Origin of the sequence: Pleomorphomonas sp. PLEO, from assembly GCF_041320595.1 — a bacterium.
In the GTDB taxonomy this organism is placed as follows: Bacteria; Pseudomonadota; Alphaproteobacteria; order Rhizobiales; family Pleomorphomonadaceae; genus Pleomorphomonas.
Window position 1 is genome coordinate 503,599 of record NZ_CP166625.1, and the last position, 23,674, is coordinate 527,272.

Consider the following 23,674-nt stretch of genomic DNA (forward strand, 5'->3'; position numbering starts at 1 on the left):
TCGGTCAAGTGTACCCCGCTGCGGGAGCTAGAGATCGAGAACGAGCCGCTGCGGCTCCTCGAGATTCTCCTTGACCCGGACGAGGAAGGTTACCGCCTCCTTGCCGTCGATGACGCGGTGATCGTAGGACAGCGCCAGATACATCATCGGCCGGATCTCAATCTTGCCGCCGACGACCATCGGCCGCTCCTGGATCTTGTGCATGCCGAGAATACCCGACTGCGGCGCGTTGAGGATCGGGGTCGACATCAGCGAGCCATAGACGCCACCGTTGGAGATGGTGAAGGTGCCACCCTGCATCTCTTCGATGCGCAGGAGGCCATCGCGGGCGCGCTTGCCATATTCGCCGATCTTCTTCTCGATGCCGGCGATGGAAAGCTGGTCAGCGTCACGCACCACCGGTACGACGAGGCCCTTGTCCGTGCCGACGGCGACACCGACGTGGTAGTAGTTCTTGTAGACAAGATCCTCGCCGTCGATCTCGGCGTTGACCGCCGGGATTTCCTTCAGCGCCTGCACCACGGCCTTCACAAAGAAGCCCATGAAGCCGAGCTTGACGCCGTGCTTCTTCTCGAAAAGGTCCTTGTAGGATGACCGCAGCGCCATCACGCCGGTCATGTCCACCTCATTGAAGGTGGTGAGCATGGCAGCGGCGTTCTGCGCTTCCTTGAGGCGACGGGCGATGGTCTGGCGCAGCTTGCTCATCCGGACCCGCTCTTCGCGGCTGGCGTCAGCGGCGCCAACCGGAGCGCGGGGCGCCGACGGAGCGGCGGGCGCTGGAGCGGCGGTGCGAATGGCAGCAGCGGCCGCCAGCACGTCTTCCTTCAACACCTGGCCGCGTTTACCGGAACCGCTCTCCACGCTCGTACCGGTTTCGGCCATGACGCGGGCGGCGGCCGGTGACGGCGGCACCGGTGCGACTGCCTTGACCGGCTCGGCCGCCTTGGCAGGAGCAGCGGATTCCGCTGCCTTTGCCGGCTTGACCGGTTCGGCCGCCTTCGACGGCTGGGCGGCCTCGGACGCGGCGCCAAGCGAACCCAGCAGGGCACCGACGCCGACGGTCTCGCCAGCTTCGACCAAAATTTCGGAAAGCGTGCCGTCGGCCGACGCCGGCACCTCGATGGTCACCTTGTCGGTCTCAAGCTCGACCAGAGGCTCGTCGGCCTTAACGGCATCGCCAATTTTCTTGAACCAGCGGCCGATGGTCGCCTCTGTCACCGATTCGCCGAGCGTCGGGACGCGGATCTCGTTGCCCATTTGAGCTTCTCTCCAGATGCGAAGGGGATGGAGGCGGCCGGATGGCCGCCTCGAAAGCCGGTTAGCCGAGCGCCTCGTCGAGGAAGGCGGCGAGCTGGGCGAGATGTTTGGACATCAGGCCAGTGGCGGTAGCTGCCGACGGCGCCCGGCCGGCATAGCGGGCACGCGGAATCTTGGCGCCGATCTGTTTCAGGACCCATTCGAGATAAGGGTCGGCGAAGGTCCAGGCACCCATGTTCTTGGGCTCTTCCTGACACCAAACGTGCTCGGCGTTGGGGAAGCGCGAAAGCTCGTTGACCAGTGCCTTGGCTGGGAAGGGATAGAGCTGCTCGACGCGCAAGAGATAAACGTCATCGATGCCGCGCTTCTCGCGCTCCTCGAGAAGGTCGTAGTAGACCTTGCCGGTACACATCACGACGCGTCGGATTTCCGCGTCGGGCTTGAGGCGCACCGTTACCGTCTCCGGATCCGATTCGGCGTGATCCCAAAGCAACCGGTGGAACGAGGTTTCGGCCCCCATGTCGGCGAGCTTGGACACTGCCCGCTTGTGGCGCAGCAGCGACTTCGGCGTCATCAGGATCAGCGGCTTGCGGAAATCGCGTGTCAGCTGGCGCCGGAGAATGTGGAAATAGTTGGCCGGCGTCGTGCAGTTGGCGACCTGCATGTTGTCCTCGGCGCAGAGCTGCAGCCAGCGCTCAAGGCGAGCAGACGAATGCTCGGGCCCCTGCCCTTCGTAGCCGTGCGGCAGCAGGCAGACGAGACCCGACATCCTCAGCCACTTGCGTTCGCCACCGGAGATGAACTGGTCGAACACGACCTGGGCGCCATTGGCGAAGTCGCCGAACTGCGCCTCCCAGAGGATGAGTGCGTTGGGGCGGGCTAGCGAATAGCCATACTCAAAACCGAGAACCGCCTCTTCCGAGAGCATGGAATTGACGACCTCGAAAGGCGCCTGCTCCGGTGACAGGTTGGCAAGCGGGATGTAGCGCGCTTCCGTCTCCTGGTCATAGAGCACGCTATGACGCTGGCTGAAGGTGCCGCGCTCGCAGTCCTGACCCGAAAGGCGGATCTTGTGGCCACCGAGAGCAAGCGAGCCAAAGGCCAGCGATTCGCCCAACGCCCAGTCGATGCCCTCGCCTGTATCGATCGCCTTCTTGCGGGCATCGAGGAAGCGCTGGATGGTCCGATGGACGTTGAAGGTCGCCGGCACCGTGTTGATCTTGAGGCCGATCTCCTTGAGCGTCTCGATGTTGACGCCTGATTGGCCGCGCCGTTGTTCGTCGAAGCTGTCGGCGACCTTGAGGCCGGCCCAGGCACCGTCGAGCCAATCGGCTTTGTTCGGCTTGTAGGCTTGGCCCGCCTCGTATTCCTGATCGAGCTTCTGTCGGAAGGCAGCCTGCATGCCGATCACTTCGTCTTGGGTGATCACCCCCTCGTCGATCAACTTCTTGGCGTAGATCTGCAGCGTCGTCGCATGGCCGCGAATCTTCGAATACATGAGCGGCTGGGTAAAGCCCGGTTCGTCGCCCTCGTTGTGGCCGTACCGGCGATAGCAGATCATGTCGACCACGACGGGCTTCTGGAATTTCTGCCGATAGTCGATGGCCACCTTGGCGGCATAGACCACCGCCTCGGGATCGTCGCCGTTGACGTGCAGGATCGGCGCCTCGACCATCTTGGCAACGTCGGAGGGATAGGGCGACGAACGCGAGAAGTGGGGGTTGGTGGTAAAACCGATCTGGTTGTTGACGATGAAGTGGATCGAACCGCCCACACGGTGACCGCGCAACTGGCTGAGGCCGAAGCACTCGGCGATGACGCCCTGGCCGGCGAAGGCAGCGTCGCCGTGCAGGAGCAGCGGCAGCACCTTGACGCGCTCGCGCAGCGGAATGATGTCGCCTTCCCAAACGGTGGCCGATACATCCTGCTTGGCGCGTACTTTGCCGAGCACAACCGGGTTGACGATCTCAAGGTGCGACGGGTTGGGCGTCAGGCTGAGGTGCACCTTGTTGCCGTCGAACTCGCGATCCGAGGAGGCACCAAGGTGGTACTTGACGTCGCCGGAGCCCTCGACGTCGTCAGGGGCGTAGGAGCCCCCCTTGAATTCGTGGAACAGCGCCCGGTGCGGCTTGGCCATCACCTGCGTCAGCACGTTGAGGCGGCCACGGTGGGGCATGCCAAGAACGATTTCCTTGACGCCGAGATTGCCGCCCCGCTTGATGATCTGTTCGAGCGCCGGAATGAGACTCTCGCCACCATCGAGACCGAACCGCTTGGTGCCGGTATACTTGACGTCGAGGAACTTCTCGAAGCCCTCGGCCTCCACCAGCTTGTTGAGAATGGCCTTCTTGCCGTTATCGGTGAATTCGATCTGCTTGTCCGGCCCTTCGATGCGCTCCTGGACCCACGCCTTCTCCTCGGGCGAGGAGATATGCATGAACTCGTAACCGATGGTGCCGCAGTAGGTCCGCTTAAGAATATCGATCATCTGCCGCACGGTGGCGTATTCGAGGCCAAGCACGTGGTCGATGAAGATTGGCCGGTCCATATCGGCCTCGGTGAAGCCGTAGCTCGTCGGGTGCAGTTCCTCGTGGTCGAGCTTCTTGGCAACGCCGATCGGATCGAGGTCGGCGTGGAGATGGCCGCGCATGCGGTAGGCGCGGATCATCATGATGGCGCGCACCGAATCGAGCGTCGCCTGCCTGAGTTCCTGAGCACTGATGCCGGCTGGCTGGGCCTTTGCCTCGATCTTCTTCTCGAGGATCTTGCTGGCCTCCGGCCAGTTGCCATCGAGAGCGGAGACCAGCTCGCCGTTGACCTTAGGCGGCCAGTCCGAACGGGTCCAGCTTGCGCTCCGCGCTCCGCGCGCCACCGCCGGCTCGGACAAAGCGTCGAAAAACTCCCGCCATTCGGGATCGACCGAGGCGGGGTCGGCGAGGTAGCGGGCCTCAAGCGCCTCGATATAGGTGGCGTTGCCACCGTAGAGGAACGAGGTTCCGGCGAAAGCGTCGTTGTCGTTCTGCCGTGCCATGTGCGTTTCGGAGCCGTCCGCTCCGTCCTCGCGTTCCGGCGACAGCAGGATCGCTTCGCCGTGGATATCGATGACCAAGCAACCGCATTCCGGCGAATGCTTGGCCTCTGTTGTTTGTCTCAGGTACCGGCGGATCGCCGGCCCTGGCTTTGGCGCTTCTCTCACGGGCTTTGCTGGGGCCGGAAGTCGCGTTCGCGGCTTCAAGTCATGGCCACAGATGGAAAGGCGACTGCCTTAGCCCTTCAACCGCTCGCTAAGGGTCCGACCGAGCTGAGCCGGCGACGGCGATACGACGATACCGGCCGCCTGCATGGCGTCGATCTTGTCTTCGGCCCCTCCCTTGCCACCGGAGATCACCGCACCGGCGTGACCCATGGTGCGGCCCGGCGGCGCCGTACGACCGGCAATGAAGCCGACCATCGGCTTCATGCGGCCGCGCTTGGCCTCGTCCTTGAGGAACTGCGCGGCAGCTTCCTCGGCCGAGCCGCCGATCTCGCCGATCATGACGATCGACTTCGTCTCGGGGTCGGCCAGGAACAGTTCCAGCACATCGATGAACTCGGTACCCTTCACAGGATCACCGCCGATTCCGACGGCGGTAGTCTGGCCGAGGCCTTCGTTGGTCGTCTGGAACACCGCTTCGTAGGTCAGAGTTCCCGAACGCGATACGATACCGACCGAACCCCTGCGGAAGATGGAGCCGGGCATGATGCCGATCTTGCATTCGCCGGGCGTCAGCACGCCGGGACAGTTGGGGCCGAGCAGACGCGATCCCGAACGGTCGAGCCGGGCCTTCACCTTCACCATGTCGAGCACGGGAATGCCCTCGGTGATGGTGACGATCAGCGGCATCTCGGCGTCGATCGCCTCGATGATCGAAGCGCCGGCGGCCTTGGGCGGCACGTAAACGACGGAGGCGTTGGCGCCGGTCTTCTCGCGCGCTTCGGCGACGGTGTCGAACACCGGCAGAACCGCCTTGCGGCCGTCGGGCAGCGTACCCTCCCAGGTGGACCCGCCCTTGCCAGGGGTGACGCCGGCGACCATCTGCGTGCCGTAGTAGCCGAGGGCCTGCTCGGTGTGGAACGTACCGGTCTTGCCGGTCAGACCCTGGACGATGACCTTGGTGTCCTTATTGACGAGAATGGACATCGCGTCAGGCTCCCTTCACGGCGGCGACAATCTTACGGGCGGCATCGTCTAGATCGTCAGCGGCGATAACATCGAGGCCGCTGTCGGCGATGATCTTCTTGCCGAGGGCAACGTTGGTGCCCTCGAGACGAACGACCAAGGGGACCTTGAGGCCAACCTCGCGCACGGCGGCGATGACGCCCTCGGCGATGACATCACACTTCATGATGCCGCCGAAGATGTTGATCAGAATGCCCTTCACGGCGGGGTCGGCGGTGATGATCTTGAAGGCCGCGGTCACCTTCTCACGGGACGCGCCACCGCCAACATCGAGAAAATTGGCCGGTTCGGCGCCATAGAGCTTGATGATGTCCATGGTGGCCATGGCAAGGCCGGCGCCGTTGACCATGCAGCCGATATTGCCGGCGAGCGCAACGTAGGCGAGGTCGTGCTTGTGCGCCTCGATTTCCTTCTCATCCTCCTCGGTGAGGTCGCGTAGCGCCTCGACATCCGAGTGGCGGAAGAGCGCGTTGCCATCGAAGGACACCTTGGCGTCGAGAACGCGCAGATGGCCGTCCTTCAAGACGATCAACGGATTGATCTCGAGGAGGCTGATGTCCTTGTCGACGAAGGCCCGATAAAGCAGCGGGAACAAGGTTTCGGCGTCCTTGGCCGCGGCGCCATCCAACTTCAGCGCGGAAACGATGGCCGCGACATCGGAGGCAACAACACCGGCCTCGGGATCGATGGCGACAGTGATGATCTTCTCCGGCGTATCGTGGGCGACCGTCTCAATGTCCATACCGCCTTCGGTGGAGACGACGAAGGCGACACGACCGACCGCGCGATCGACCAGCAGCGAACAGTAAAGCTCGCGGGCGATATCGGCGCCGTCCTCGATATAGAGGCGGTTCACCTGCTTGCCGGCCGGGCCGGTCTGTTTGGTGACCAGAGTCGCACCCAGCATCTGGCGCGCGAATTCCACAACCTCATCCACGGAACGGGCAAGGCGAACGCCACCCTTGTCGCCAGCGGAGGCTTCCTTGAACCGACCCTTGCCACGACCACCAGCATGGATCTGACTTTTCACGACCCAGAGCGGTCCGGGGAGAGACCTTGCAGCCGCCTCGGCCTCGTCGGCGGAAAAGACGGGCACACCAGCGGCGACAGGCGCGCCGAACCCCTTGAGCAGGGCCTTTGCCTGGTATTCGTGGATGTTCATCCGGAAGTCCTTGGCTTGGGAGTGGGGAAGAGAGGCGGACTGAGTGAAAATGCGGATGGATTCGCCAGAGACGAAAAGGCCGGGTCGCCGTTTGGCGGCCCGGCCATATTTTCAGATGATCAGGCCAGCGCCGGAGCGATGGTCTTACAGGCTTCGATCAGACCCTTGACCGAGGCAACCGACTTCTCGAAGCCGGCCTTCTCTTCAGCCGACAGCTCCAGGTCGACGATCTTCTCGACGCCACCGGCGCCAATCATGGCGGGCACGCCGACGTAAGTGTCGCTGACGCCGTATTCGCCCTTGAGGTAGGAAGCTACCGGCAGAATGCGCTTCTTGTCCTTGAGATAGGACTCCGCCATGGAGATGGCGGACGCGGCCGGAGCATAGAAGGCCGAACCGGTCTTCAACAGAGCAACGATCTCACCACCGCCCTTGCGGGTACGCTCGACGATCGCATCGAGCTTCTCCTGGGTGGTCCAGCCCATCTTCACCAGCTCGGGCAGCGGCACGCCGCCGACCGTCGAATAGCGGATGAGCGGAACCATGTCGTCGCCGTGGCCACCGAGGGTCATGGCATGGACGTCTTCGACCGAAACGCCGAACTCATCCGACAGGAAATAGCGGAAACGAGCCGAATCCAGCACGCCGGCCATGCCGACGACCATATGGGCCGGCAGACCCGAGAACTTCTGCAGCGCCCAGACCATGGCGTCGAGCGGATTGGTGATGCAGATCACGAAAGCCTTGGGGGCGTACTTGGCAATGCCAGCGCCGACCTGCTCCATGACCTTGAGGTTGATGCCGAGGAGGTCGTCGCGGCTCATGCCGGGCTTGCGCGGCACGCCGGCGGTAACGATCACCACGTCGGCGCCTTCGAGCGCCTCATAGCTGTTGGTGCCGGAAAGCTTGGCATTGAAGCCTTCGACCGGGGCGGTTTCCGCGAGATCCAGAGCCTTGCCCTGAGGCACGCCATCCATGATGTCGAACAGGACGACGTCGCCGAGTTCCTTCTGTCCGGCCAGCAGAGCCAGGGTGCCGCCGATCTGGCCAGCGCCAACGAGTGCGATCTTTTTCCGCGCCATTGATTATTACCTTCCGTTTACGTAAAGGTTAGTTAGATCGAAATCGATCGGCATGGAATTACAATGATCGCAAGTCGCGTGCAAGGGAGACTATCGGGGAAAGTCAACTTTTCACGAAGATGGGACCGCTTTACAGAGTTACTTCTTCATATGGTGATTGACGCGCACGTCATGCAGTCGATTGTTGCTGGTCGGGACAATGAGCAACCCGGTGCAACCAGGCCTCCGTACGCATCTCGATAAGTCGTGACGCTGTCCGGGCGAACTCGAAGGCCTCGTTGCCCTCCGGGGCGCTATAGAGATCGGCCGGCTCGCCATCCGCTGTCAGAACCAATCCTCGGCCGCTGTCGTAGAGCACGTCGACCAAGGTGATAAAACGCTTGGCCCGATTCCGCTCGCCATCGACGAGACGTGGCACGCCCGTCACCATCAGCAGGTCGAAATGGCGGGCGATCGCCCGGTAGTCGGCTGCACCAAGCGGCTGGCCGCAGAGTTCGTCGAAGGTGAACCGGGCGCGCCGGCCGGCCGCGCGCGATACATGGACGAGCCGCCCCTTGACGCGGAGATCGCAAACATCCTCGCCACCAGTGGAAAGGGCGGCCCACAGCCGCTCGGCGGCCGCTTCAGTGGCCGGACCAAGTGGGGAAAGATAAACGTCGGCCGCCGAAAGCCCCTCAAGCCGATGGTCGGCGCCATCCTTGAGATGAAGGATCTCGCAACGTTCCTTCAGGAGGCCAACGAAAGGCAGGAAGCTCGCCCTGTTGAGCCCATTCCAATAAAGACGATCCGGGTTGACGTTCGAGGTGGCGACAAGCGTCAGGCCGAGGTCGAACAGGCGCCCAAACAGGCGGCCGAGCAGCATGGCGTCGGCGATGTCGGTCACCGAAAACTCATCGAAGCAAAGAAGGCTTACCTCATCGGCGAGCGTCCGCGCCACTATTTCAACGGGATCGCGCGGGTCGCCGGCCGCCATTGCCCGGCGCGCCGAAGCAATGGCCTCGTGCATGTCGGCCATGAACGCATGAAAATGCTGCCGACGCTTCTTGTCGACCGGCGCCACCGCATGGAACCGGTCCATCAGCAGTGTCTTGCCGCGCCCGACGCCGCCCCAGAGATAAAGACCACGCGTCGCCGGGGTCGGCCCCACCGGAATGAGGCCGAGAAGACGACGCCGTGGAGGCGGAGAAGCAAGCCTTTTGAGCAGCCGATCCAAGGCCATGGCCGCCTGCCGCTGGGCAGCATCGACCGTCAGCCGGCCGCCGGCGACCTCGCCGTCGAACCAGAGCGCAATCTCGCCGGCCGGGGCCTCGGCGTTCATGCCGATTATCAGCCGCGGAAGAACTGCACGCCGCGCTTGCTGACGTCGGTCTGGCCGGAATAGCGGTTGGGAGCCGCGGCATACAGGCGGGCAACCACGGCGCCGGAGGCATCCTTCAGCAGAATTTCCTTGCCAGCGACGTCCCAGGCGCCAATCGCCTTCATCTCGTCGGAAACACAGCCCCGCGTCGATGCGCGATAGCCGCCACTCCAGGTGGTAAGATTCATCGACAGCTGGCACGTCTCGCCGGCCGAAGCGAGCGTCCAACCACCGATCAGGTCGGCCTTGCGGACATCCGCCGCGACGGCCGGATTAACCGGCGCAACTCCTGGACCCGTCGGCTGGCCCATGGCCATATCGGTCGTCGGCTGCGACATGACAGGGGCCACCGGAGCCGGCAACGCCTGGCTTGCCACGGGGTTGACCGGCTGAGGCGCCAACGGAGCGATGCGCGGTGGCGGCGGCGCGTAGCTGCTGCAGGCAGCAAGCGCGAGGACGGACATAACGGAGGCGGTGGCGATGATGCGCATCAGGTAGGCTCCCAGAAGGCGAAGAGAGGGCGCCGTGGCTCCCGGCATGATTCTCTCCAAGCGTTGCTTGAGATGATAGCTGCCTCGGTCCCGGAGTGAAACCGAAGCCTGAAAAAATCATGACAAATGCTCATCGTTGACGTTGCACGGAACACGCGAAGGCCGCAAGATGGCTTTGTATCGGTCGGGGGAGCGCGTCCTATGCTGTCCTTTGTTGCGCGTGTGTTGGGGCTGGTGCTGTTCGCCATCGGCATGGTGGCGTTGATTTCCGATGGCATCTCTTCGATTGCCGCCGACACGGTGGTGATGACGCCGCTGTCGGGAAGCCTGACCCTCATTGCCCCCGATTTCGTAGATCGCATCGAGGCCGTGTTGAAGCCGCTGATCGGCGAAGCGGCCTGGACCGAGTGGGGCTTGGCCGTGCTCGCTTGGCCGACCCTCGCCGTCGCGAGTATTTTAGGCATCTTTCTGATGCTTGCGGGAGCCCGTCGTTCGCCGCGCCCGGTGAGACACCATGCCGGCTTCATCACCTGAGAAGGTTGTGCTCGGTATCGACGCCGCATGGACGGCAGCCAATCCGAGCGGCGTGGCGGTGGTGAGCAAAACCAATGGCGTCTGGCGCGTGGTCGCCGTTGCCGCCTCCTTCAAAGAATTCATAGGTCTTGCAGGCGACGGCATGGGATCAGGTCCGGCAGCGCTGGTCGCTGCCGCTACCCGCCTCGCCAGTCGGGCACCCGACCTCGTCGCCGTGGACATGCCGATGATGGATGCGCCCATTCTCGCGCGCCGGGCCGCCGACAACGCCATCAATCGTGCCTATTCGGGCCGAGGCGCTGGTACCCATTCGCCAACGATCAGCCGTCCCGGCGCCGTCGGCCAGGCACTTGAGGCCGGCCTTTTAGCCGCGGGCTATCCGCTCGCAACCCTCGCTATCCAGCCGCCTTGCCGCATCGAAATCTATCCACACCCGGCACTGATCGAGCTTCTGGGAGCGACCTATCGCCTGCCCTACAAGGCTGGCAACACCGGCAAGTATTGGCGCGGACTGCCGCTCGCCGAGCGGCGTCTCAGACTTTTCGAGGTATGGGCGACCATCATCGTGGCTCTCGACGGTGCGCTTGCCGGCAGTTCAGACTTCCTTGCCTTACCTCCAGCCGATGCTCGGGGCCGCACTCTCAAAGCTTTCGAAGACCGCCTCGATGCGGTGGTTGCCGCGCATGCCGGCGCCATGGCACTCGATGGCCAAGCGCGGCCTTATGGCGACGCGACATCTGCCGTTTGGGTGCCACTGACCTCACGGCATGCACGGAGTTGAGTCACAACTCGACAAGGTGAATGGCCAAAAAGCGCCGACCATCGCTCGATATCGGCTCTATGGGTACCACGCCGCGGCAGCGGATGCCGCAAACGCCTCAAACGATCGAGGCGGCTGTCCTGTGATGTCCGCGACCTTGGTCGTCACACGATTCTCCGCGCCGTCGGCGATGGTTGAATCCATCGCTGCCAAGAGTTTGGCATATTCATCGGGAATCCCAATAGAGCGGAAGCGATCGGCAACCTCCGCCTCCAACAGGCGAATGTAACGCACATCGGCTCCGATGACCTTTCCGATGACGGCGGCTACCTCGCTGTAAGACATGGTCTCGGGGCCGGTGAGAATGTACTCCGCGTCGGGGAACGCTGGATCGGCGAGCGCATGCGCGGCTACCGAGGCAATGTCCCCGACCTCAATGAATCCGACACGCCCATCCGCAGTCGCCGAATAAATGCGCCGCTCGTCCTTTATTGTCGACTGGTGCTGCAGCTCGGAAAAATTCTGCATGAACCAACTGGGCCGGAGCACCGTCCAATGTGGCGCCGCCTGCCGCAGGTAAGCGTGAACCGCACCCATCATTGGCCCGCCTTCCGGCAAACTCGATGCGCTCAATAGCACGAAGCGATCGACACCAACCTCGACAGCTTGGTCGATAAATGGCTTCATTGCGCCAAGGACATCGGTGACCCCGGAGGGGGCGACTAGATAAACCGCTCGGACACCGTCGAGGGCGGCCGACCAAGTTTCCGACTGGCTCCAGTCGAAGTGGACACCATCAGGAGCGGGATTGCGCGAACCTGCCCTTGCCGGCAGTTTCATGCGGACAAGACATTCCACGACACGACGCCCCGTCTTGCCGGTTGCCCCTGTGACCAGGATAGCAGGGTTAGGCATGATTGGACTCTCCCATGACCTGCTTGAGAGCGTCAGAGCCACCGATGGCACGTAGAACGACGAGCGGATTCCAGTAGTCCTTATATCGCTGGATTCGGCCATCTTTCGTGGTGACGACGGAAATGTAGGTCTGGTCGTAAGGTTCGCCCGTCCTAATACCACGCCCTTTACACTCCATCTCGAGGATGACCGTCCCCGGAGTGTCCGTACGCCAGACCTGCGGAACGGAAAATCCATCGATGCTCAGGATCTCTGGAAATCTCTTGAGATGATCGGCAAGGGCGGACCGGCCATGTAGAACTTTCACGCTACCTGGTGGCGCATAGGGAAACTCCATCACGCCGTCCTCGGCGAACATTTCCAAAAAGCTTCCAGCCGAAGGCTCCAGCAGGTCGCCAATGGCCGATCGCAACATGGCGGAAAAGGTGGGTAGCACATCAGGGGACAAGGTCATTGACGACTCCTCATTTGGATGGAACGATATCGTTCCGTTCTGATAAATGGGAGTTCCTACGATGGAACGCAAGCGTTCCGACCATGAGGCGATAAAAAAGAAGCCCAGTGGCGCCGCCGTAATGCAGGAAGAGGTCACCCGCGCGCTGACCCGCGCCTTCTTCGAAGAATGGGCCCGATCCGGATATGGGGCCCTCAGTCTGGAGGCGGTCGCGGCGAGAGCGGGTGTGGGCAAGGCCGCGCTCTACCGCCGTTGGCCCTCTAAACTCGCCCTTGCCACTGAACGGTTGGAAGCAGTGGGAATCCCAGCGACGGCTTACGTTGACGCAGGGTCTTTCGAGGCGGATACGCTTACGCTGCTACGGAGTTTACGCCGGTTGCTAAGGCACCCGCTTGTGCGGCGAATATTGCCGGACCTTCACGCGGAGATGTTGAGGAATGTTGAACTTGCGCACGCCGTGAGGGGCCGCTTGCAGACGGAGCGGAGGCGCCGCGCCGCAGACATCTTCAACCGTGCAAAAGAGCGTGGCGAGGTCGATCAGGACGCAGATCCGGAGCTATTCAGCGACCTGGTGGGCAGCATGATTTACTGGCGCGTGATCGTAACCAATGCAAGAGTCGACCAAGCCTACCTCCGAATGCTGACCGCACTCGTCGTCAAGGCGTTCCGCAAAACTTGAGAAAAGCGCCACGAACCCGACTACACAGAAATGCCGCATCAACGAGGTGAGCGCCGCGTGGCGCAAGTGTCTTCCGCCCCGAAACGCCTCAGGCCGCGAACCCAGCATCCCGCATGCGTGCCTCGATGAAGCGTCGGGCGGCAATGAGCTCGGCCACCGGTTCTTCGGCTTTTTCTGTCCACATCTCCACTAGGAAGGCACCGCGGTAGCCGAAGGTCTTGAGCCAGCCGAATACCCCGCTGAAGTCGACGCAGCCTTCGCCGAAGGGGACGTCTCGGAACGAGCCGGGATGATCGGCCGTCACCGGCCGCGTATCCTTCAGGTGAATGGCGGCGATACGGTCGATTCCGAGCTCAAGCTCGGAGGCTACGTCATTGCGCCAGGCGCTGAGATTGCCGACATCCGGATAAACAGTGAACCAGGGGGAGCGGATGCGCGCCTCCCAGTCCTTCCATTTGCTGATCGAGTTGATGAACGGCGTGTCCATGATCTCGACGGCGAGCATCACCTGCGCCGCCGCCGCCCTTTCCACCGCCCATTGCAGGCCGGCCTCGAAGCGGGCGAGCGTGCCCGCGTCCTGCTCTTCGTAATAAACGTCGTAGCCGGCGAGTTGGATCGTGCGGATGCCGCAGTCGCGGGCAAGGCGGATCGCCTTCTCCATGATCTCTTTCGCGCGCTCGACAACGACTGGATCATGGCTACCGAAAGGAAAACGGCGATGACCGGACAGGCACATCGACGGCACGGAAATGCCGGTCTCGACCGTCGCGCGCACCAAAGCCAGTCGCTCTTCGGCGCTCCAGTCCAGGCGAGCAAGTCGGGCGTCGCTCTCGTCGACGGACATCTCGACGAAATCGAAGCCGCAAGCCTTGGCGAGTGCCAGCCGTTCCGGCCAGGAAAGCCCTGGCGGCAATGCCTTTTCGTAGATTCCCAGCGGATGGCGACGCATGGCCTCAAGCTCCCCAGATATCGGAGATGGCCTGTTGGAAGCCGGCGGCGGCGGCGACAGGATCGGTCGCCCCGTAAAGAGCGCGCCCGGCAATGAACACCTTGGCGGCGATATTGCGGAAGAGCGGCAGGTCGGCGGCGGCTATGCCGCCCGTCACCGACATTTCAAGGCCGATGTCGGAGAGCGCCTTCAGACGGTCGAGATCGTCCTGGCTCCAAGTCTGGCCCGCTGCCTGAGCGTCGCGCCCACGATGGAAGATCGCCTGACGAATGCCCAGCCGGCGCCAGTCACGGGCATCCTTGAACGTCCAGTTACCGAACAGCTCGATCTGAACATCGCCACCACGCGCCTCGGCCACGGCGAGTGCCCGCTCCATGGTCGGCAACGGCGCGGCGCAAACGACGGTCATCCAGTTGGCGCCGGCGTCGAAAGCCAGCTCAGCGAGCGTCTCGCCGGCATCAGCCGCCTTGAAGTCAGCCACCAACAGGTGATCGGGGTGATTGCGGCGCAACGCTCGCACTGAATCCATGCCACAGGCAAGGCAAAGGAGCGTGCCCGCTTCGAGGATGTCGACGCTGCCGGCCAGCTGCTCTGCAGCGGCGAGCGCGGGGTCGAGTTCGATGAAATCAAGGGCAACTTGCAGGGCAGGACGGGTCATGGGGCGGTTCCTTGGGATGGCGCGGAGCGGAGCGTCGCGAGGCGTTCCTCGTAGCCGGCGAGGGCTGCGATCAACTCGCGGTAGGCAGTGCGCTTTCGGGCGTAAGGGGCAAAACGGGAAGGGACCGGCTCGACCCGGGTGATCGGCGGCTCGAAGGCGGCCATGGCGGCGCGGAAATCGCGATAGGTGCCGGTGCCGACCGCCGCCGCCATGGCAGCGCCAAGACATCCGGTCTCCTCGACGGCCGGCAATTCAAGCGGCAGGCCGGCCGTGTCGGCCAGCATCTGCATCCACACCTCGGAACGGGCCGGACCGCCGGTCACCCGCAACGTTTCTGCGTCGGGAAAGCGCTGCCGCAACCGGTCAAGATGCTGCAGGAAGCTGAATACGACGCCTTCGTAGACCGCCTGAAGCAGGTGGGCGCGTCCGTGCAGGGCCTGCAACCCGTAAAAGCCAGCCTTCATGCCGAGGCCGGCGTTTGAGCCATAAAGGAAAGGCAGGAATATTACGTCGCTCGCGGCGGGGGGAAGCGCCGCCACCGCCTTGTCCATAGCGGCATAGTCGCGGTCGGCGAACTGGGCCGCCAGCCATTCGAGATTTGCCGCCGAGGTGGGGCTGGCGTCATGAACAATATAAAGCCCGGCCTCGGCGTGGTGGCCATAGACGAACGGAATGGAAAGACCGTCTGCCACATGATCGGTAACGCCGGTTGCCACCGACCAAGTGCCGAGTACGGCGTTGAGCCGCCGCTCGTCACCGATACCGGCGGCAAGGCTGGTGGCAACGACGTCGAACAAGCCGCCGACCACCGGCGTGCCGACGGCAAGGCCCGTGTCTGCCGCCGCCTGGATGGTGACCCCGCCCACGATCTCGGCCGAACCGACCGGAGAGGGGAGCGCCTCCATGATCTCGTCGATGCCGCAAAGACCAGCGAGCGCCGCGTCGTAACGACCGGCGCGCATATCGTAGAGATTGCTCTCGGAAATATTGGTGATCTCGGCGCCCAGCGTGCCGGTCAGCCGAAAGCGCAAATAGTCGTGCGCCATCATGATGCTGCCGATGCGCTCGTAGACAGCCGGCCGCTCGTCCTTCAGCCAGCGCAGAAGCGACACCGGATGACCGGTCCAGAGCGTCTGCAACGTGCGCGGATAGAGCTTCTCGGGTAGCCCTTCGCGCTGCCATGCGCGTACCTTGTCGAGTGCTCGCTGATCCGAGGACAGCATGGCCCGACCGAGCGGCCGTTGCTCGCGATCCAGCAGGAACAGACCCTTGCCTTGAGCCGAAATACCGATGCCGCTGATGGTCGCCGACGCGACGCCGCTTCGAGCGAGCACGTCGGCGATCACTCGGCATGTGGCTTGCCAGAGCGCCTCCATGTCACGCTCGGCCCAGCCCGGCTCGTCGGAGAGCACCGGCAGACCGCTCCGAGCAAGACCAAGCAGCCGGCCCGTTTCGTCGTAAAGACCGGCCTTCAGGAAAGTACCGCCGCAATCGATGCCCAGCCAGATCGGCATGCTCAGCGCACTCCCAGAAGGTGGTCGTATTGCACGCCGCGCGTCGCGAGGCGGATATGGTAGAGCGACGTCGCTGCGGTGATGAACAGTTCGTCCTGGTTCGGACCGCCGAACGTACAATTCGACACGCGCTCGGGGACCGGGATGGTGCCGAGGCGGCTGCCATCGGGCGCGAGGACCATGATCCCCTGCTCGAAACTGCAGTAAATGTTGCCGGCCGCATCGACCGTGAAACCATCCGGTATGCCGGGCTCGATGACGGCAAGGACGCGCGGGTCTTTAAGACGACAGCCCTCGACAACGTCGTAGGCAACGAGATGGCGATGCCCCTTGGTGGGGAAGTCGACCACCGACATGTCGGCGAGATAGAGCCGGCTCTCATCGGGAGAGAAGGCGATGCCGTTCGGCCGCTGTACATCGGTGGCGACGACGTCGATGTCGCCGGTGGCCGGATCGAAACGATAGACCCAACAGCCGATGACCTGACTTTCCGACTTGAAGCCTTCGGCGTCGCCGGTGATGCCGTAGGGCGGATCGGTGAACCAGATGCTGCCATCCGACTTGACGGTCAGGTCGTTGGGCGAATTGAAGCGGCGGCCATCGAACCGGTCGACCAGCATATGAACGCGACCATCCGGCTCGGTGCGAGAGATGCCGCGGCGGCCGTGCTCGCAGGAGACAAGACGCCCCTGACGATCGAGAGCGTTGCCATTGGCGAAGTTGGACGGATCGCGGTAGAGCGTGACGCTGCCGTCGCGCGACCAGCGAAACATGCGGTTGCCCTTGACGTCCGAGAAGATGACCGCGTCCTCGGCCGGCAACCAGACCGGCCCCTCGGCCCAGACTGCGGGCGAGGCGAGGCATGTCAGGACGCTATCGTGTCGGGTGAGGCCGGCGGGGGTATCGCCGGTGGAGGAGAGAAAGGCCGACATATTGATCTTCCCGGACGCAAGGGTCCCTTCGCGGGGAGCCTAAGCTCTCCGCGCTGGATGACGTGCGGTTGAAGCGATGAGGTTACTTGGCGCCCCAGATGGCCTTGTAGTGGTCCTGATAGCCGTTCTGCGGGTCGTAGACGTTCTTGTCGCCGCCGTCGAAGGCGATGTTGTCCTTGGTGACGAGGTGGACCGGCGTGACATAGCCCGACGGCTTCTCGCCAGCGAAGGCGCGATTGAACTCGTCGACGATCTGCCAGCCGTGCAGTTTCAGGGGTTCAGGAACGGTGGCCGTCTGGTGATTGCCGGAGCGGATGCGCTGGTAGGCGCTTTCCGAGCCATCGCCCGCCGAGATGTTGAAGGGGGCGCCAAGGCCATTCTTGCCGGCCGTCTGCAACGAGGAGGCCATGAAGTCGAAGTAGAGATCGTTGATGGCCAGCGAATACTGGTAATCTTCGCCATACTTCTGGATCAGCGAGAATGTCATCTGCGGCATACGGTTCGACGTGTCGGCCAGTGGCGTGTCGATGAACTCGACAACCTTACAGCCGGCGCACTTCTCGATCACCGCCTTCATGGCGTTCGCCTTGTCGAGGGCGATCTGATAAAGCGAGTCGGTGAAGATGAGGGCCTTGGCGGTGCCTTCAGACTTGGCGACGGCGTACATGGCCGCCGTCTTGGCGACATCGTCACTGTCGGAGGTGACGTTGTAGAAGACGTTGTACTCGGGGACCGGACCGGGCTTGGGGACCGCGTGCCAACCGACCAGAACGATCTTCTCCTGGACGGCCTTCTTTAGGGCCATCTTGGCGACGTTGGGGTTCCAGCCACCGATGACGATACCGTCCGGCTTCTTGGCGATGGCCTGATTGAGGGCGGCGAGCTGATCCTTCACCGACCCGGCTCCATCAAGAACGTCAAGCTGCCAGCCGGCTACCTTGGCGGCTTCCGCCACGCCCTCTTCGACACCGAGCACGCCGCCGTTCTTCATGTCGGAGGCGATGTAGATGATCGACTTGCCCTTGGCGATGGCGGGACCGGCGGTCGGGCCGTCCCAAGAGGAAGCCGGAGCGGTAGCCTTGGCGACCAGCGCCTTCGCCTCGTCGAGGAAGGCATCGGCGCGAGCGGGCAGCGTGGCGATCACGGCGGCGGCGAGCGTGGTTGAAAGCAGTAAGCCAATCCTTGTCATAGCGTTTTCTCCTTCACTTTTTCCAACCATGTCCCCGATTCCAATCCTCCCGGAGACACGGCGGCTTTCTTGTCATTGGTCACAGTGGTTGTGGCTTCGCCGGTTAACAGTCGGCGGTCATGTCTTTTTTGCCGAGCCGCGCTGCACGGCTTTCTGGTTGAGCAGGCGCCGCCGCTGGGCGTAGCCGGCCAGGGTAATCGACAGGAGAAGGGTCGTGCCGTTGAACAGCGGCTCCACCCAGAAGGCGCCACCGAACTGCTGAATGCCGGCAATGCCGATCGCCAGGATAGAGACGCCGATCACCGTGCCCCAGACATTGACGCGACCTGGGCGGATGGTGGTCGACCCGAGGAAAGCACCCACAAGGGCGGGCAGCATGTAGTCCATGCCGACGCTCGCCTGGCCGACGCCCTGTTCGGCGGCCACCAGCACACCGGAGAAGCCGGTGATTACCGAGGACGCGATGAAGGCGCCGATGACATACCGAGTGACGGGAATGCCGTTGAGGCTGGCCGCGTTGGGATTGCCACCGACGGCGTACATGCATCGGCCGAGGGGGTGTGCTCGGTGACCAGCCAGAGCACCACGGCAAGCGCCAGCACGTAGAAGCCGCCGATCGGGATCCCGAAGATTTCGGTGTGGTGAAGCATCAAGAAGCTATCAGGAAGGTCGCCAACGATCTGGCGTCCACCGGAGTGCCAAAGAGCGATGGCATAAAGCGTGGTGCCGGTACCGAGCGTGGCGACGAATGCGTCGATATCGGCGACGGCCACCAGAATGCCGTTGATGAGACCGTAGACCACCGACAGCAGCAGAACGATCAGCACGGCCATAGGCCAGCTGAAGCCGTAGGTGACCTGCAGACTGATGGCCAGAATGTGCCAAAGCACAATGCCGAAGCCCACGTTGAGGTCGATCTTGCCGACGATCATCGGAATGGTCGCCGCGAGCGCCAGGAGTGCCACCTTGGACTTGGAAGCGAAGATCGCCTGCACGGTCAGGAGGGAAGCAAATGACGGAGTCGCCACCGAGAAGAGGATGATGAGCAGGACGCACAGGATCAGCAGCCCGTAGCGGGTGCCGGCCTGGGTCAGTACCGGCACGAAGCCATCCCGGCTCAGGCTTACGCGCTCCTCCAGCGCGGTGGACTTTACGGATGAGCTGGCCACCTCTAGTTCTCCCAGAAAAATTGTCTCGCTAGTACGGACGCGCCAACTGGGGCGCTCGGCGAAATCTCGTCAGGCAACGGCAGCCGAAGCCGCGATCTCCTCGCCACCACAGGCCCGCTGCAGCAAGTTGGCGAAGGTCACGTCTTCGTTGATCAGTTCGTCGACCACCTTGCCGCGGTTGAACACCAAGGCGCGGTTGCAGATGTGGGCGATCTCCTCGAAGTCCATGGAGATCACCAGAACGGCGATACCCTTGGCGAGCGCCGCGTTGAGCAAGTCGTAGATCTCGGCGCGGGCTCCGACATCCACGCCGGCCGTGGGATCCTCCAGAATGAGAACTGGCGTGCCCAGTTTCATCCAGCGGGCCATGACCACCTTCTGCTGGTTACCACCCGACAGCGCGCTGACATCGATATCGATGAGTCGCGGACGTACGTCGAAGCGCTCGACCTCGGCCCAGGCGTGCTTGGCTTCCGTCTCAGCGCCATAGGGCGAGATCGACCGAAGCCCGAGATTGCAGGGGTTCAGGAACAAGTTTTCCCGAACCGACATGGTCATCACCACGCTCTCGTTGATGCGGTCGCCAGCGACCAGCGAGATACCAGCGGCGATTGCCTCGGTAGGTGAGCGCGGCGCGATGACCCGCCCTTCCATTTGAATACTTCCGGCGGCGGCGCTTCGCTTGCCGAACAGGCAACGACCGATCTCCTCCTGCCCGGCGCCGCGCAGACCAACCAGCGCAACCATCTCGCCGCGTCGCAGCGTGAAGGAAACCGGGCCGGTGTCACCCACCATCAAGCCATCGACTTCCAGCATGGCCGGAGCATTGATGGGCAACGGCCGACGCTTGTCGCCGCGCTTTTCTTCGCCGACGATCAAGCGCACCAAGTCCCGGAGCTCATATTGGCTAGTCGCTCCACCCGCCACCCAGCGGCCATCGCGCATGACGCAAACCTCGTCGGCGATCTCGACAACCTCGTCCAGGCGATGGGTGACGTAGATCATGCCGACTCGCCGTTGGCGCAGGCGTTCCAGCACATCGAAAAGATGTTTGACGTCGTCGGCCGGCAGCGAGGCCGTCGGTTCGTCAAGCACCAGCACCTCGGCATCGACGGCAACGGCACGCGCTATGGCCAGCAACGATTTTTCGGTGCGCGACAACTCGAACACCCGAGCGTCGGGATCGATATCGGTGCCGACGGCCTCGAGCGCCGCGACCGCCCGCCGACGCACTTCCGCCCAGTCCACGAGACCGAGGCGGCGGGGGAAACCCATGGTGAAGGCCATGTTTTCCGCCACGGTCATCCACTCGACAAGACCGAGATCCTGGTGAATGAAGGCAATCGGCTGGCGTCCACGCCGCCCGACGGCACTTGCCGAAACGATTTCCTCGCCACGAAACAGGATCGAACCGGAATCGCGCTTGTAGACCCCTGCGAGGATCTTGATGAGCGTTGACTTGCCGGCCCCGTTCTCGCCAAGCAGAGCCAGAATCTTGCCGGGCCTAACATCAATGCTGACGTGATCGACGGCGGCGACGCGGCCGAAGGTCTTGACGATGTCGACCATCGAAAGCAGCGGCGCATCGGGCGTAGTGGTGGGTGATGTCATGAGCGTCCTCCTCCCCGAGGCGCTTCGCATTTATCGTAAGCGGCAGCTCTAAGCTCAAAGGGCGAGGATTTTCTCCCAAACCCGCTCGTCGACCGGAATGCCCTTTTCCTTGTTCTGAGCCTTCATCTGCGGGAACTCATGGCCCGGCAGACGGATAGCCTGAGAGGGATCGGAGCGTTCAGCGGTCAGCACATAATCACAGATACGACGCAGCTTCTCATCACGCGTGCCCTTGTCGATCAGCCGATCCACCTCGATGGCAACGAATATCTGCGAGACGTTGTACTCGTCGTCCATCTCCTCGCTGACCTCGGCGACCGACAGGCCGCCGGATAGAAGCGTGGCGATCATGTCGAGAACGATGGAAAGACCCGAGCCCTTCCAATAGCCCATCGGCAGAATACGGCGGTTCTTCTCGACGACAGCCGGGTCACGGGTCAGTTTGCCGTCATCGTCGAAGCCACCATCGACTGGCAGTTGCCGGCCGGCGAGCCTGTTCACCTCGAGCATGCCGTAAGAAAACATCGACATGGACATGTCGACCATGGTCACGGGATTGCCGGGCACAGCAATGATCAACGGATTGGTGCCAATGCGGCATTCCTTGGAACCCCAAGGCGGCATGACGGCAATGGAGTTCGTCCAGCAGATGCCGACATAGCCCTGTTCAGCCGCCTGATAACCGTAGGATCCGCCGCGCATCCAGTGATTGGCATTGCGAAGGGCAACAAGACCGATGCCGTGTTCGGCGGCGAGCGCGATGGCCCGGTCCATCATGGCGGTGGCCGTCAGATTGCCGATCGCCCGGCAGGCGTCCCACTGTTCGATGGCGCCAAGCGAGAGAAGCTTCTTCGGCTCGGCATCGACATGGACATGGCCGGCGCGGATCTGCTGGACGAAACGGGGAAAGCGATTGACGCCATGCGAGTAGACACCGGTCTCGGTCGTATCGGCGAACAGCTTGGCGCAGGCGTCAGCTTTTGCCGGCGTCAGGCCGCATTTGAGAAGGACGCGCCGGAATTCGGCCTGAAGGTCCTGATGGGTGAGATGTGGCATGGCGTTCCTTCCCGGAAATGCTTTTTGTCGAATGTTCAGGTGGCAGACGACGGCCAATCGCCGGCGAGTTTGGCCCAGGGCAGCTTGCCGACCACCTTTCGGATGCTGGTGGGCTGGCCAAGCGCCACGCCGGGCAGGTGGATGTCATCTGGAGTAAAGACGAACACGGTGCCGGTGCTGAAGGCGTGCCAATCAAGCGCCAGACCTTGGGCGTAATAGGCGACGTCGCGCGTTGTGTCGTAAGCGGCACCCGGATCGCTTGCCAGCTTGGCGCAGCCAACCTGCTCGGCACCCGCAAGCATCACCTGTACGTCGCAATAGCGGCGATGACTTTCAGCGCGGAGGTCCGCGGCTGGCTGCGTTTCATAGTCGTTGATCACAAAGAAGGCTTCGCCGTCGATGTCGTGGCGGCCTGCGGCGGCGTGGCGCAGCGCTGGATCAGCAAGCCGGGCGAGCATCTCCCGCAGGACCTGTGGCAGCCCCTCCCGCCAGGCAGTGTCATCTATCGAACCCTTGAGCACGCCGTCCTCCCGTCGCGCCGAACGTTCTGTATTTCAAAACGTCGTTCTGCATGTTGGTATATTCGCTCCTCGAACTTGTCAATGCAGTAGTTTCCTCAAAGCGGAAAGAGGCCTTTCGGAGTGGCTCAACCCAACTTAGTTCCCTGTTCTCACTCATATTTTTATCTCAGGTGAGTACAGTCGCCCGTGTAATATGCTTTGGAATCACGCCCGAGGCTTCTGACGAGCGATGGGCATTTGACGCCACCACCGAGCGGGACTAATCCATCGGCGCGGTGGTAAGGTTGAGCAGCGCAACCCGATGGTGGCGCTCAAAAACTAAACAGAGGAGGATTTCGAGATGGACAATGTGCCGGACCAGGAGCCGCCGGCCGGCAGTCAAAGTTTGCTGCGCGGACTGCAAATCATCGAGATTCTCAGCAATTTTCCGAATGGCTGCCCGCTCGCCAAGCTTTCAGAGCTGGCCGGGCTCACCAAGAGCACGACACATCGACTGCTTCAGGGGCTTGAAAGCGTCAATTACGTGACGCGGGCGCCCTCGCCCGGCAGCTACCGACTGACGACCAAGTTCGTTGCCATCGGCCAGAAGACGCTGTCGTCGCTCAACATCATCCATGTGGCAGCGCCGCATCTCGAGGCACTCAACCTAGATGTCGGCGAGACGGTCAACTTCTCGACACGCGAGGATGACCACGCCATCATGATCTACAAGCTGGAGCCGACGGTGGGAATGATCCGCACCCGCGCTTATATCGGACAGCATTTGCCATTGTTCTGCTCGGCCATGGGCAAGATCTTTCTCGCCCACGACAAACTCGCCAACTTTGAGACCTATTGGCAGGGACACCAGAGCAGCATCATCAAGCTGACGGCCAATACAATTGTCGACCACGCCGACATGCTAGCCGAATTCGCCGCCATCCGCGCCGACGGCTACTCGCTCGATCGCGAGGAAAATGAACTCGGCGTCTCCTGCGTGGCGGCCCCGGTGTTCGACATACAGGGCCACGTGCCCTACGCGGTGTCGATCTCGCTATCGACGGCGCGCCTCGCCCAAATCGGCGTCGACAACCTCGTCGACCACGTAAGGCAGGCTTCACGGCGCATCTCCAGCGAACTTGGCGCGACGATTTGAGCGCTAAGGCTTTGAAAGGACTGGGTCGAT

Annotated in this window: 21 protein-coding genes and 1 pseudogene; 4 read left to right on the forward strand and 18 right to left on the reverse strand. The window is 62.7% G+C overall.

The annotated features are described in order from the left end of the window. Positions 1-27 precede the first annotated feature (27 nt). From odhB to AB6N07_RS02145, 7 genes are all read right to left on the reverse strand, one after another. A complete protein-coding gene (gene odhB / locus AB6N07_RS02115; RefSeq protein ID WP_370676177.1) occupies positions 28-1,257 on the reverse strand; it encodes a 2-oxoglutarate dehydrogenase complex dihydrolipoyllysine-residue succinyltransferase in 1,230 nt (409 codons plus the stop codon). Between the two features lie 61 nt (positions 1,258-1,318). Then, positions 1,319-4,288: a 2-oxoglutarate dehydrogenase E1 component gene (locus AB6N07_RS02120; RefSeq protein WP_370678176.1), complete on the reverse strand. Its 2,970-nt coding sequence runs from the start codon at positions 4,286-4,288 to the stop codon at positions 1,319-1,321. Between the two features lie 234 nt (positions 4,289-4,522). Then, positions 4,523-5,437, reverse strand: coding sequence for a succinate--CoA ligase subunit alpha (sucD, locus tag AB6N07_RS02125; RefSeq protein WP_370676178.1), 915 nt, complete (start codon positions 5,435-5,437; stop codon positions 4,523-4,525). 4 nt (positions 5,438-5,441) lie between these two features. Next, complete coding sequence (gene sucC / locus AB6N07_RS02130) at positions 5,442-6,638, reverse strand: ADP-forming succinate--CoA ligase subunit beta (protein WP_370676179.1); 1,197 nt, start codon at positions 6,636-6,638, stop codon at positions 5,442-5,444. A 119-nt stretch (positions 6,639-6,757) separates the two neighbouring features. Then, positions 6,758-7,720: a malate dehydrogenase gene (mdh, locus tag AB6N07_RS02135; protein WP_370676180.1), complete on the reverse strand. Its 963-nt coding sequence runs from the start codon at positions 7,718-7,720 to the stop codon at positions 6,758-6,760. Between the two features lie 169 nt (positions 7,721-7,889). Further along, complete coding sequence (zapE, locus tag AB6N07_RS02140) at positions 7,890-9,038, reverse strand: cell division protein ZapE (RefSeq protein ID WP_370676181.1); 1,149 nt, start codon at positions 9,036-9,038, stop codon at positions 7,890-7,892. An 8-nt stretch (positions 9,039-9,046) separates the two neighbouring features. After that, on the reverse strand, positions 9,047-9,616 hold the full coding sequence (locus AB6N07_RS02145) for an AprI/Inh family metalloprotease inhibitor (protein ID WP_370676182.1): 570 nt from the start codon (positions 9,614-9,616) through the stop codon (positions 9,047-9,049). 153 nt (positions 9,617-9,769) lie between these two features. Between AB6N07_RS02145 and AB6N07_RS02150 the strand changes: the two genes are divergently transcribed. Both AB6N07_RS02150 and AB6N07_RS02155 read left to right on the forward strand, forming a co-directional pair. Then, positions 9,770-10,102, forward strand: a complete 333-nt coding sequence (locus tag AB6N07_RS02150) for a hypothetical protein (protein ID WP_370676183.1) — start codon at positions 9,770-9,772, stop codon at positions 10,100-10,102. Next, entirely contained in the window at positions 10,083-10,883 is an 801-nt protein-coding gene (locus AB6N07_RS02155; protein ID WP_370676184.1) for a DUF429 domain-containing protein, read from the forward strand. Before AB6N07_RS02150 ends, AB6N07_RS02155 begins: the two co-directional genes overlap by 20 nt. A gap of 57 nt (positions 10,884-10,940) precedes the next feature. On the opposite strand, the gene AB6N07_RS02160 is transcribed toward AB6N07_RS02155, so the two are convergent. After that, entirely contained in the window at positions 10,941-11,879 is a 939-nt protein-coding gene (locus AB6N07_RS02160; protein ID WP_370676185.1) for an ergot alkaloid biosynthesis protein, read from the reverse strand. After that, positions 11,770-12,231, reverse strand: coding sequence for a nuclear transport factor 2 family protein (locus AB6N07_RS02165; protein WP_370676186.1), 462 nt, complete (start codon positions 12,229-12,231; stop codon positions 11,770-11,772). Before AB6N07_RS02165 ends, AB6N07_RS02160 begins: the two co-directional genes overlap by 110 nt. Positions 12,232-12,292: 61 nt before the next feature. On the opposite strand from AB6N07_RS02165, the gene AB6N07_RS02170 reads away from it, so the two are divergent. Beyond that, positions 12,293-12,910 carry a TetR/AcrR family transcriptional regulator gene (locus tag AB6N07_RS02170; protein ID WP_370676187.1) on the forward strand — a complete coding sequence of 206 codons (618 nt, stop codon included), beginning with the start codon at positions 12,293-12,295 and terminating at the stop codon, positions 12,908-12,910. 88 nt (positions 12,911-12,998) lie between these two features. Here AB6N07_RS02170 and AB6N07_RS02175 read toward each other — a convergent pair whose 3' ends face one another. The 9 genes and pseudogenes from AB6N07_RS02175 to AB6N07_RS02215 form a co-directional block, all read right to left on the reverse strand. Continuing rightward, positions 12,999-13,859 carry an L-ribulose-5-phosphate 3-epimerase gene (locus AB6N07_RS02175; RefSeq protein ID WP_370676188.1) on the reverse strand — a complete coding sequence of 287 codons (861 nt, stop codon included), beginning with the start codon at positions 13,857-13,859 and terminating at the stop codon, positions 12,999-13,001. A 4-nt stretch (positions 13,860-13,863) separates the two neighbouring features. After that, positions 13,864-14,517 (reverse strand): 3-keto-L-gulonate-6-phosphate decarboxylase UlaD, encoded by a 654-nt coding sequence (gene ulaD, locus AB6N07_RS02180; protein WP_370676189.1) that lies wholly within the window; start codon positions 14,515-14,517, stop codon positions 13,864-13,866. Further along, positions 14,514-16,031, reverse strand: coding sequence for an FGGY-family carbohydrate kinase (locus tag AB6N07_RS02185; protein ID WP_370676190.1), 1,518 nt, complete (start codon positions 16,029-16,031; stop codon positions 14,514-14,516). Before AB6N07_RS02185 ends, ulaD begins: the two co-directional genes overlap by 4 nt. A 2-nt stretch (positions 16,032-16,033) precedes the next feature. Beyond that, complete coding sequence (locus AB6N07_RS02190) at positions 16,034-16,963, reverse strand: SMP-30/gluconolactonase/LRE family protein (protein WP_370676191.1); 930 nt, start codon at positions 16,961-16,963, stop codon at positions 16,034-16,036. An 82-nt stretch (positions 16,964-17,045) separates the two neighbouring features. Continuing rightward, positions 17,046-18,152 carry a substrate-binding domain-containing protein gene (locus AB6N07_RS02195; protein ID WP_370676192.1) on the reverse strand — a complete coding sequence of 369 codons (1,107 nt, stop codon included), beginning with the start codon at positions 18,150-18,152 and terminating at the stop codon, positions 17,046-17,048. 117 nt (positions 18,153-18,269) lie between these two features. Then, positions 18,270-19,321 (reverse strand): annotated as a pseudogene (locus AB6N07_RS02200) (ABC transporter permease). Positions 19,322-19,390: 69 nt separating this feature from the next. Next, complete coding sequence (locus AB6N07_RS02205; protein ID WP_370676193.1) at positions 19,391-20,932, reverse strand: sugar ABC transporter ATP-binding protein; 1,542 nt, start codon at positions 20,930-20,932, stop codon at positions 19,391-19,393. Between the two features lie 54 nt (positions 20,933-20,986). Next, positions 20,987-21,988, reverse strand: coding sequence for a 3-dehydro-L-gulonate 2-dehydrogenase (yiaK, locus tag AB6N07_RS02210; RefSeq protein ID WP_370676194.1), 1,002 nt, complete (start codon positions 21,986-21,988; stop codon positions 20,987-20,989). 35 nt (positions 21,989-22,023) lie between these two features. Next, on the reverse strand, positions 22,024-22,509 hold the full coding sequence (locus AB6N07_RS02215; protein ID WP_370676195.1) for a YhcH/YjgK/YiaL family protein: 486 nt from the start codon (positions 22,507-22,509) through the stop codon (positions 22,024-22,026). Positions 22,510-22,849: 340 nt separating this feature from the next. Here AB6N07_RS02215 and AB6N07_RS02220 point away from each other — a divergent pair, with 340 nt between their 5' ends. Further along, positions 22,850-23,644, forward strand: a complete 795-nt coding sequence (locus AB6N07_RS02220; protein WP_370676196.1) for an IclR family transcriptional regulator — start codon at positions 22,850-22,852, stop codon at positions 23,642-23,644. Positions 23,645-23,674: the final 30 nt, after the last annotated feature.

Bases quoted from the DNA above. Each gene is read 5' to 3' on its own strand.
- sucD (WP_370676178.1), bottom strand. From the start codon at position 5,437: ATGTCCATTCTCGTCAATAAGGACACCAAGGTCATCGTCCAGGGTCTG.
- AB6N07_RS02155 (WP_370676184.1), top strand. From the start codon at position 10,083: ATGCCGGCTTCATCACCTGAGAAGGTTGTGCTCGGTATCGACGCCGCA.
- yiaK (WP_370676194.1), bottom strand. From the start codon at position 21,988: ATGCCACATCTCACCCATCAGGACCTTCAGGCCGAATTCCGGCGCGTC.
- AB6N07_RS02160 (WP_370676185.1), bottom strand. From the start codon at position 11,879: ATGGCCGAATCCAGCGATATAAGGACTACTGGAATCCGCTCGTCGTTC.
- AB6N07_RS02185 (WP_370676190.1), bottom strand. From the start codon at position 16,031: ATGCCGATCTGGCTGGGCATCGATTGCGGCGGTACTTTCCTGAAGGCC.
- sucC (WP_370676179.1), bottom strand. From the start codon at position 6,638: ATGAACATCCACGAATACCAGGCAAAGGCCCTGCTCAAGGGGTTCGGC.
- AB6N07_RS02195 (WP_370676192.1), bottom strand. From the start codon at position 18,152: ATGACAAGGATTGGCTTACTGCTTTCAACCACGCTCGCCGCCGCCGTG.
- AB6N07_RS02145 (WP_370676182.1), bottom strand. From the start codon at position 9,616: ATGCCGGGAGCCACGGCGCCCTCTCTTCGCCTTCTGGGAGCCTACCTG.
- AB6N07_RS02165 (WP_370676186.1), bottom strand. From the start codon at position 12,231: ATGACCTTGTCCCCTGATGTGCTACCCACCTTTTCCGCCATGTTGCGA.
- AB6N07_RS02220 (WP_370676196.1), top strand. From the start codon at position 22,850: ATGGACAATGTGCCGGACCAGGAGCCGCCGGCCGGCAGTCAAAGTTTG.
- AB6N07_RS02175 (WP_370676188.1), bottom strand. From the start codon at position 13,859: ATGCGTCGCCATCCGCTGGGAATCTACGAAAAGGCATTGCCGCCAGGG.
- odhB (WP_370676177.1), bottom strand. From the start codon at position 1,257: ATGGGCAACGAGATCCGCGTCCCGACGCTCGGCGAATCGGTGACAGAG.
- AB6N07_RS02150 (WP_370676183.1), top strand. From the start codon at position 9,770: ATGCTGTCCTTTGTTGCGCGTGTGTTGGGGCTGGTGCTGTTCGCCATC.
- AB6N07_RS02205 (WP_370676193.1), bottom strand. From the start codon at position 20,932: ATGACATCACCCACCACTACGCCCGATGCGCCGCTGCTTTCGATGGTC.
- AB6N07_RS02170 (WP_370676187.1), top strand. From the start codon at position 12,293: ATGGAACGCAAGCGTTCCGACCATGAGGCGATAAAAAAGAAGCCCAGT.
- ulaD (WP_370676189.1), bottom strand. From the start codon at position 14,517: ATGACCCGTCCTGCCCTGCAAGTTGCCCTTGATTTCATCGAACTCGAC.
- zapE (WP_370676181.1), bottom strand. From the start codon at position 9,038: ATGAACGCCGAGGCCCCGGCCGGCGAGATTGCGCTCTGGTTCGACGGC.
- mdh (WP_370676180.1), bottom strand. From the start codon at position 7,720: ATGGCGCGGAAAAAGATCGCACTCGTTGGCGCTGGCCAGATCGGCGGC.
- AB6N07_RS02120 (WP_370678176.1), bottom strand. From the start codon at position 4,288: ATGGCACGGCAGAACGACAACGACGCTTTCGCCGGAACCTCGTTCCTC.
- AB6N07_RS02190 (WP_370676191.1), bottom strand. From the start codon at position 16,963: ATGTCGGCCTTTCTCTCCTCCACCGGCGATACCCCCGCCGGCCTCACC.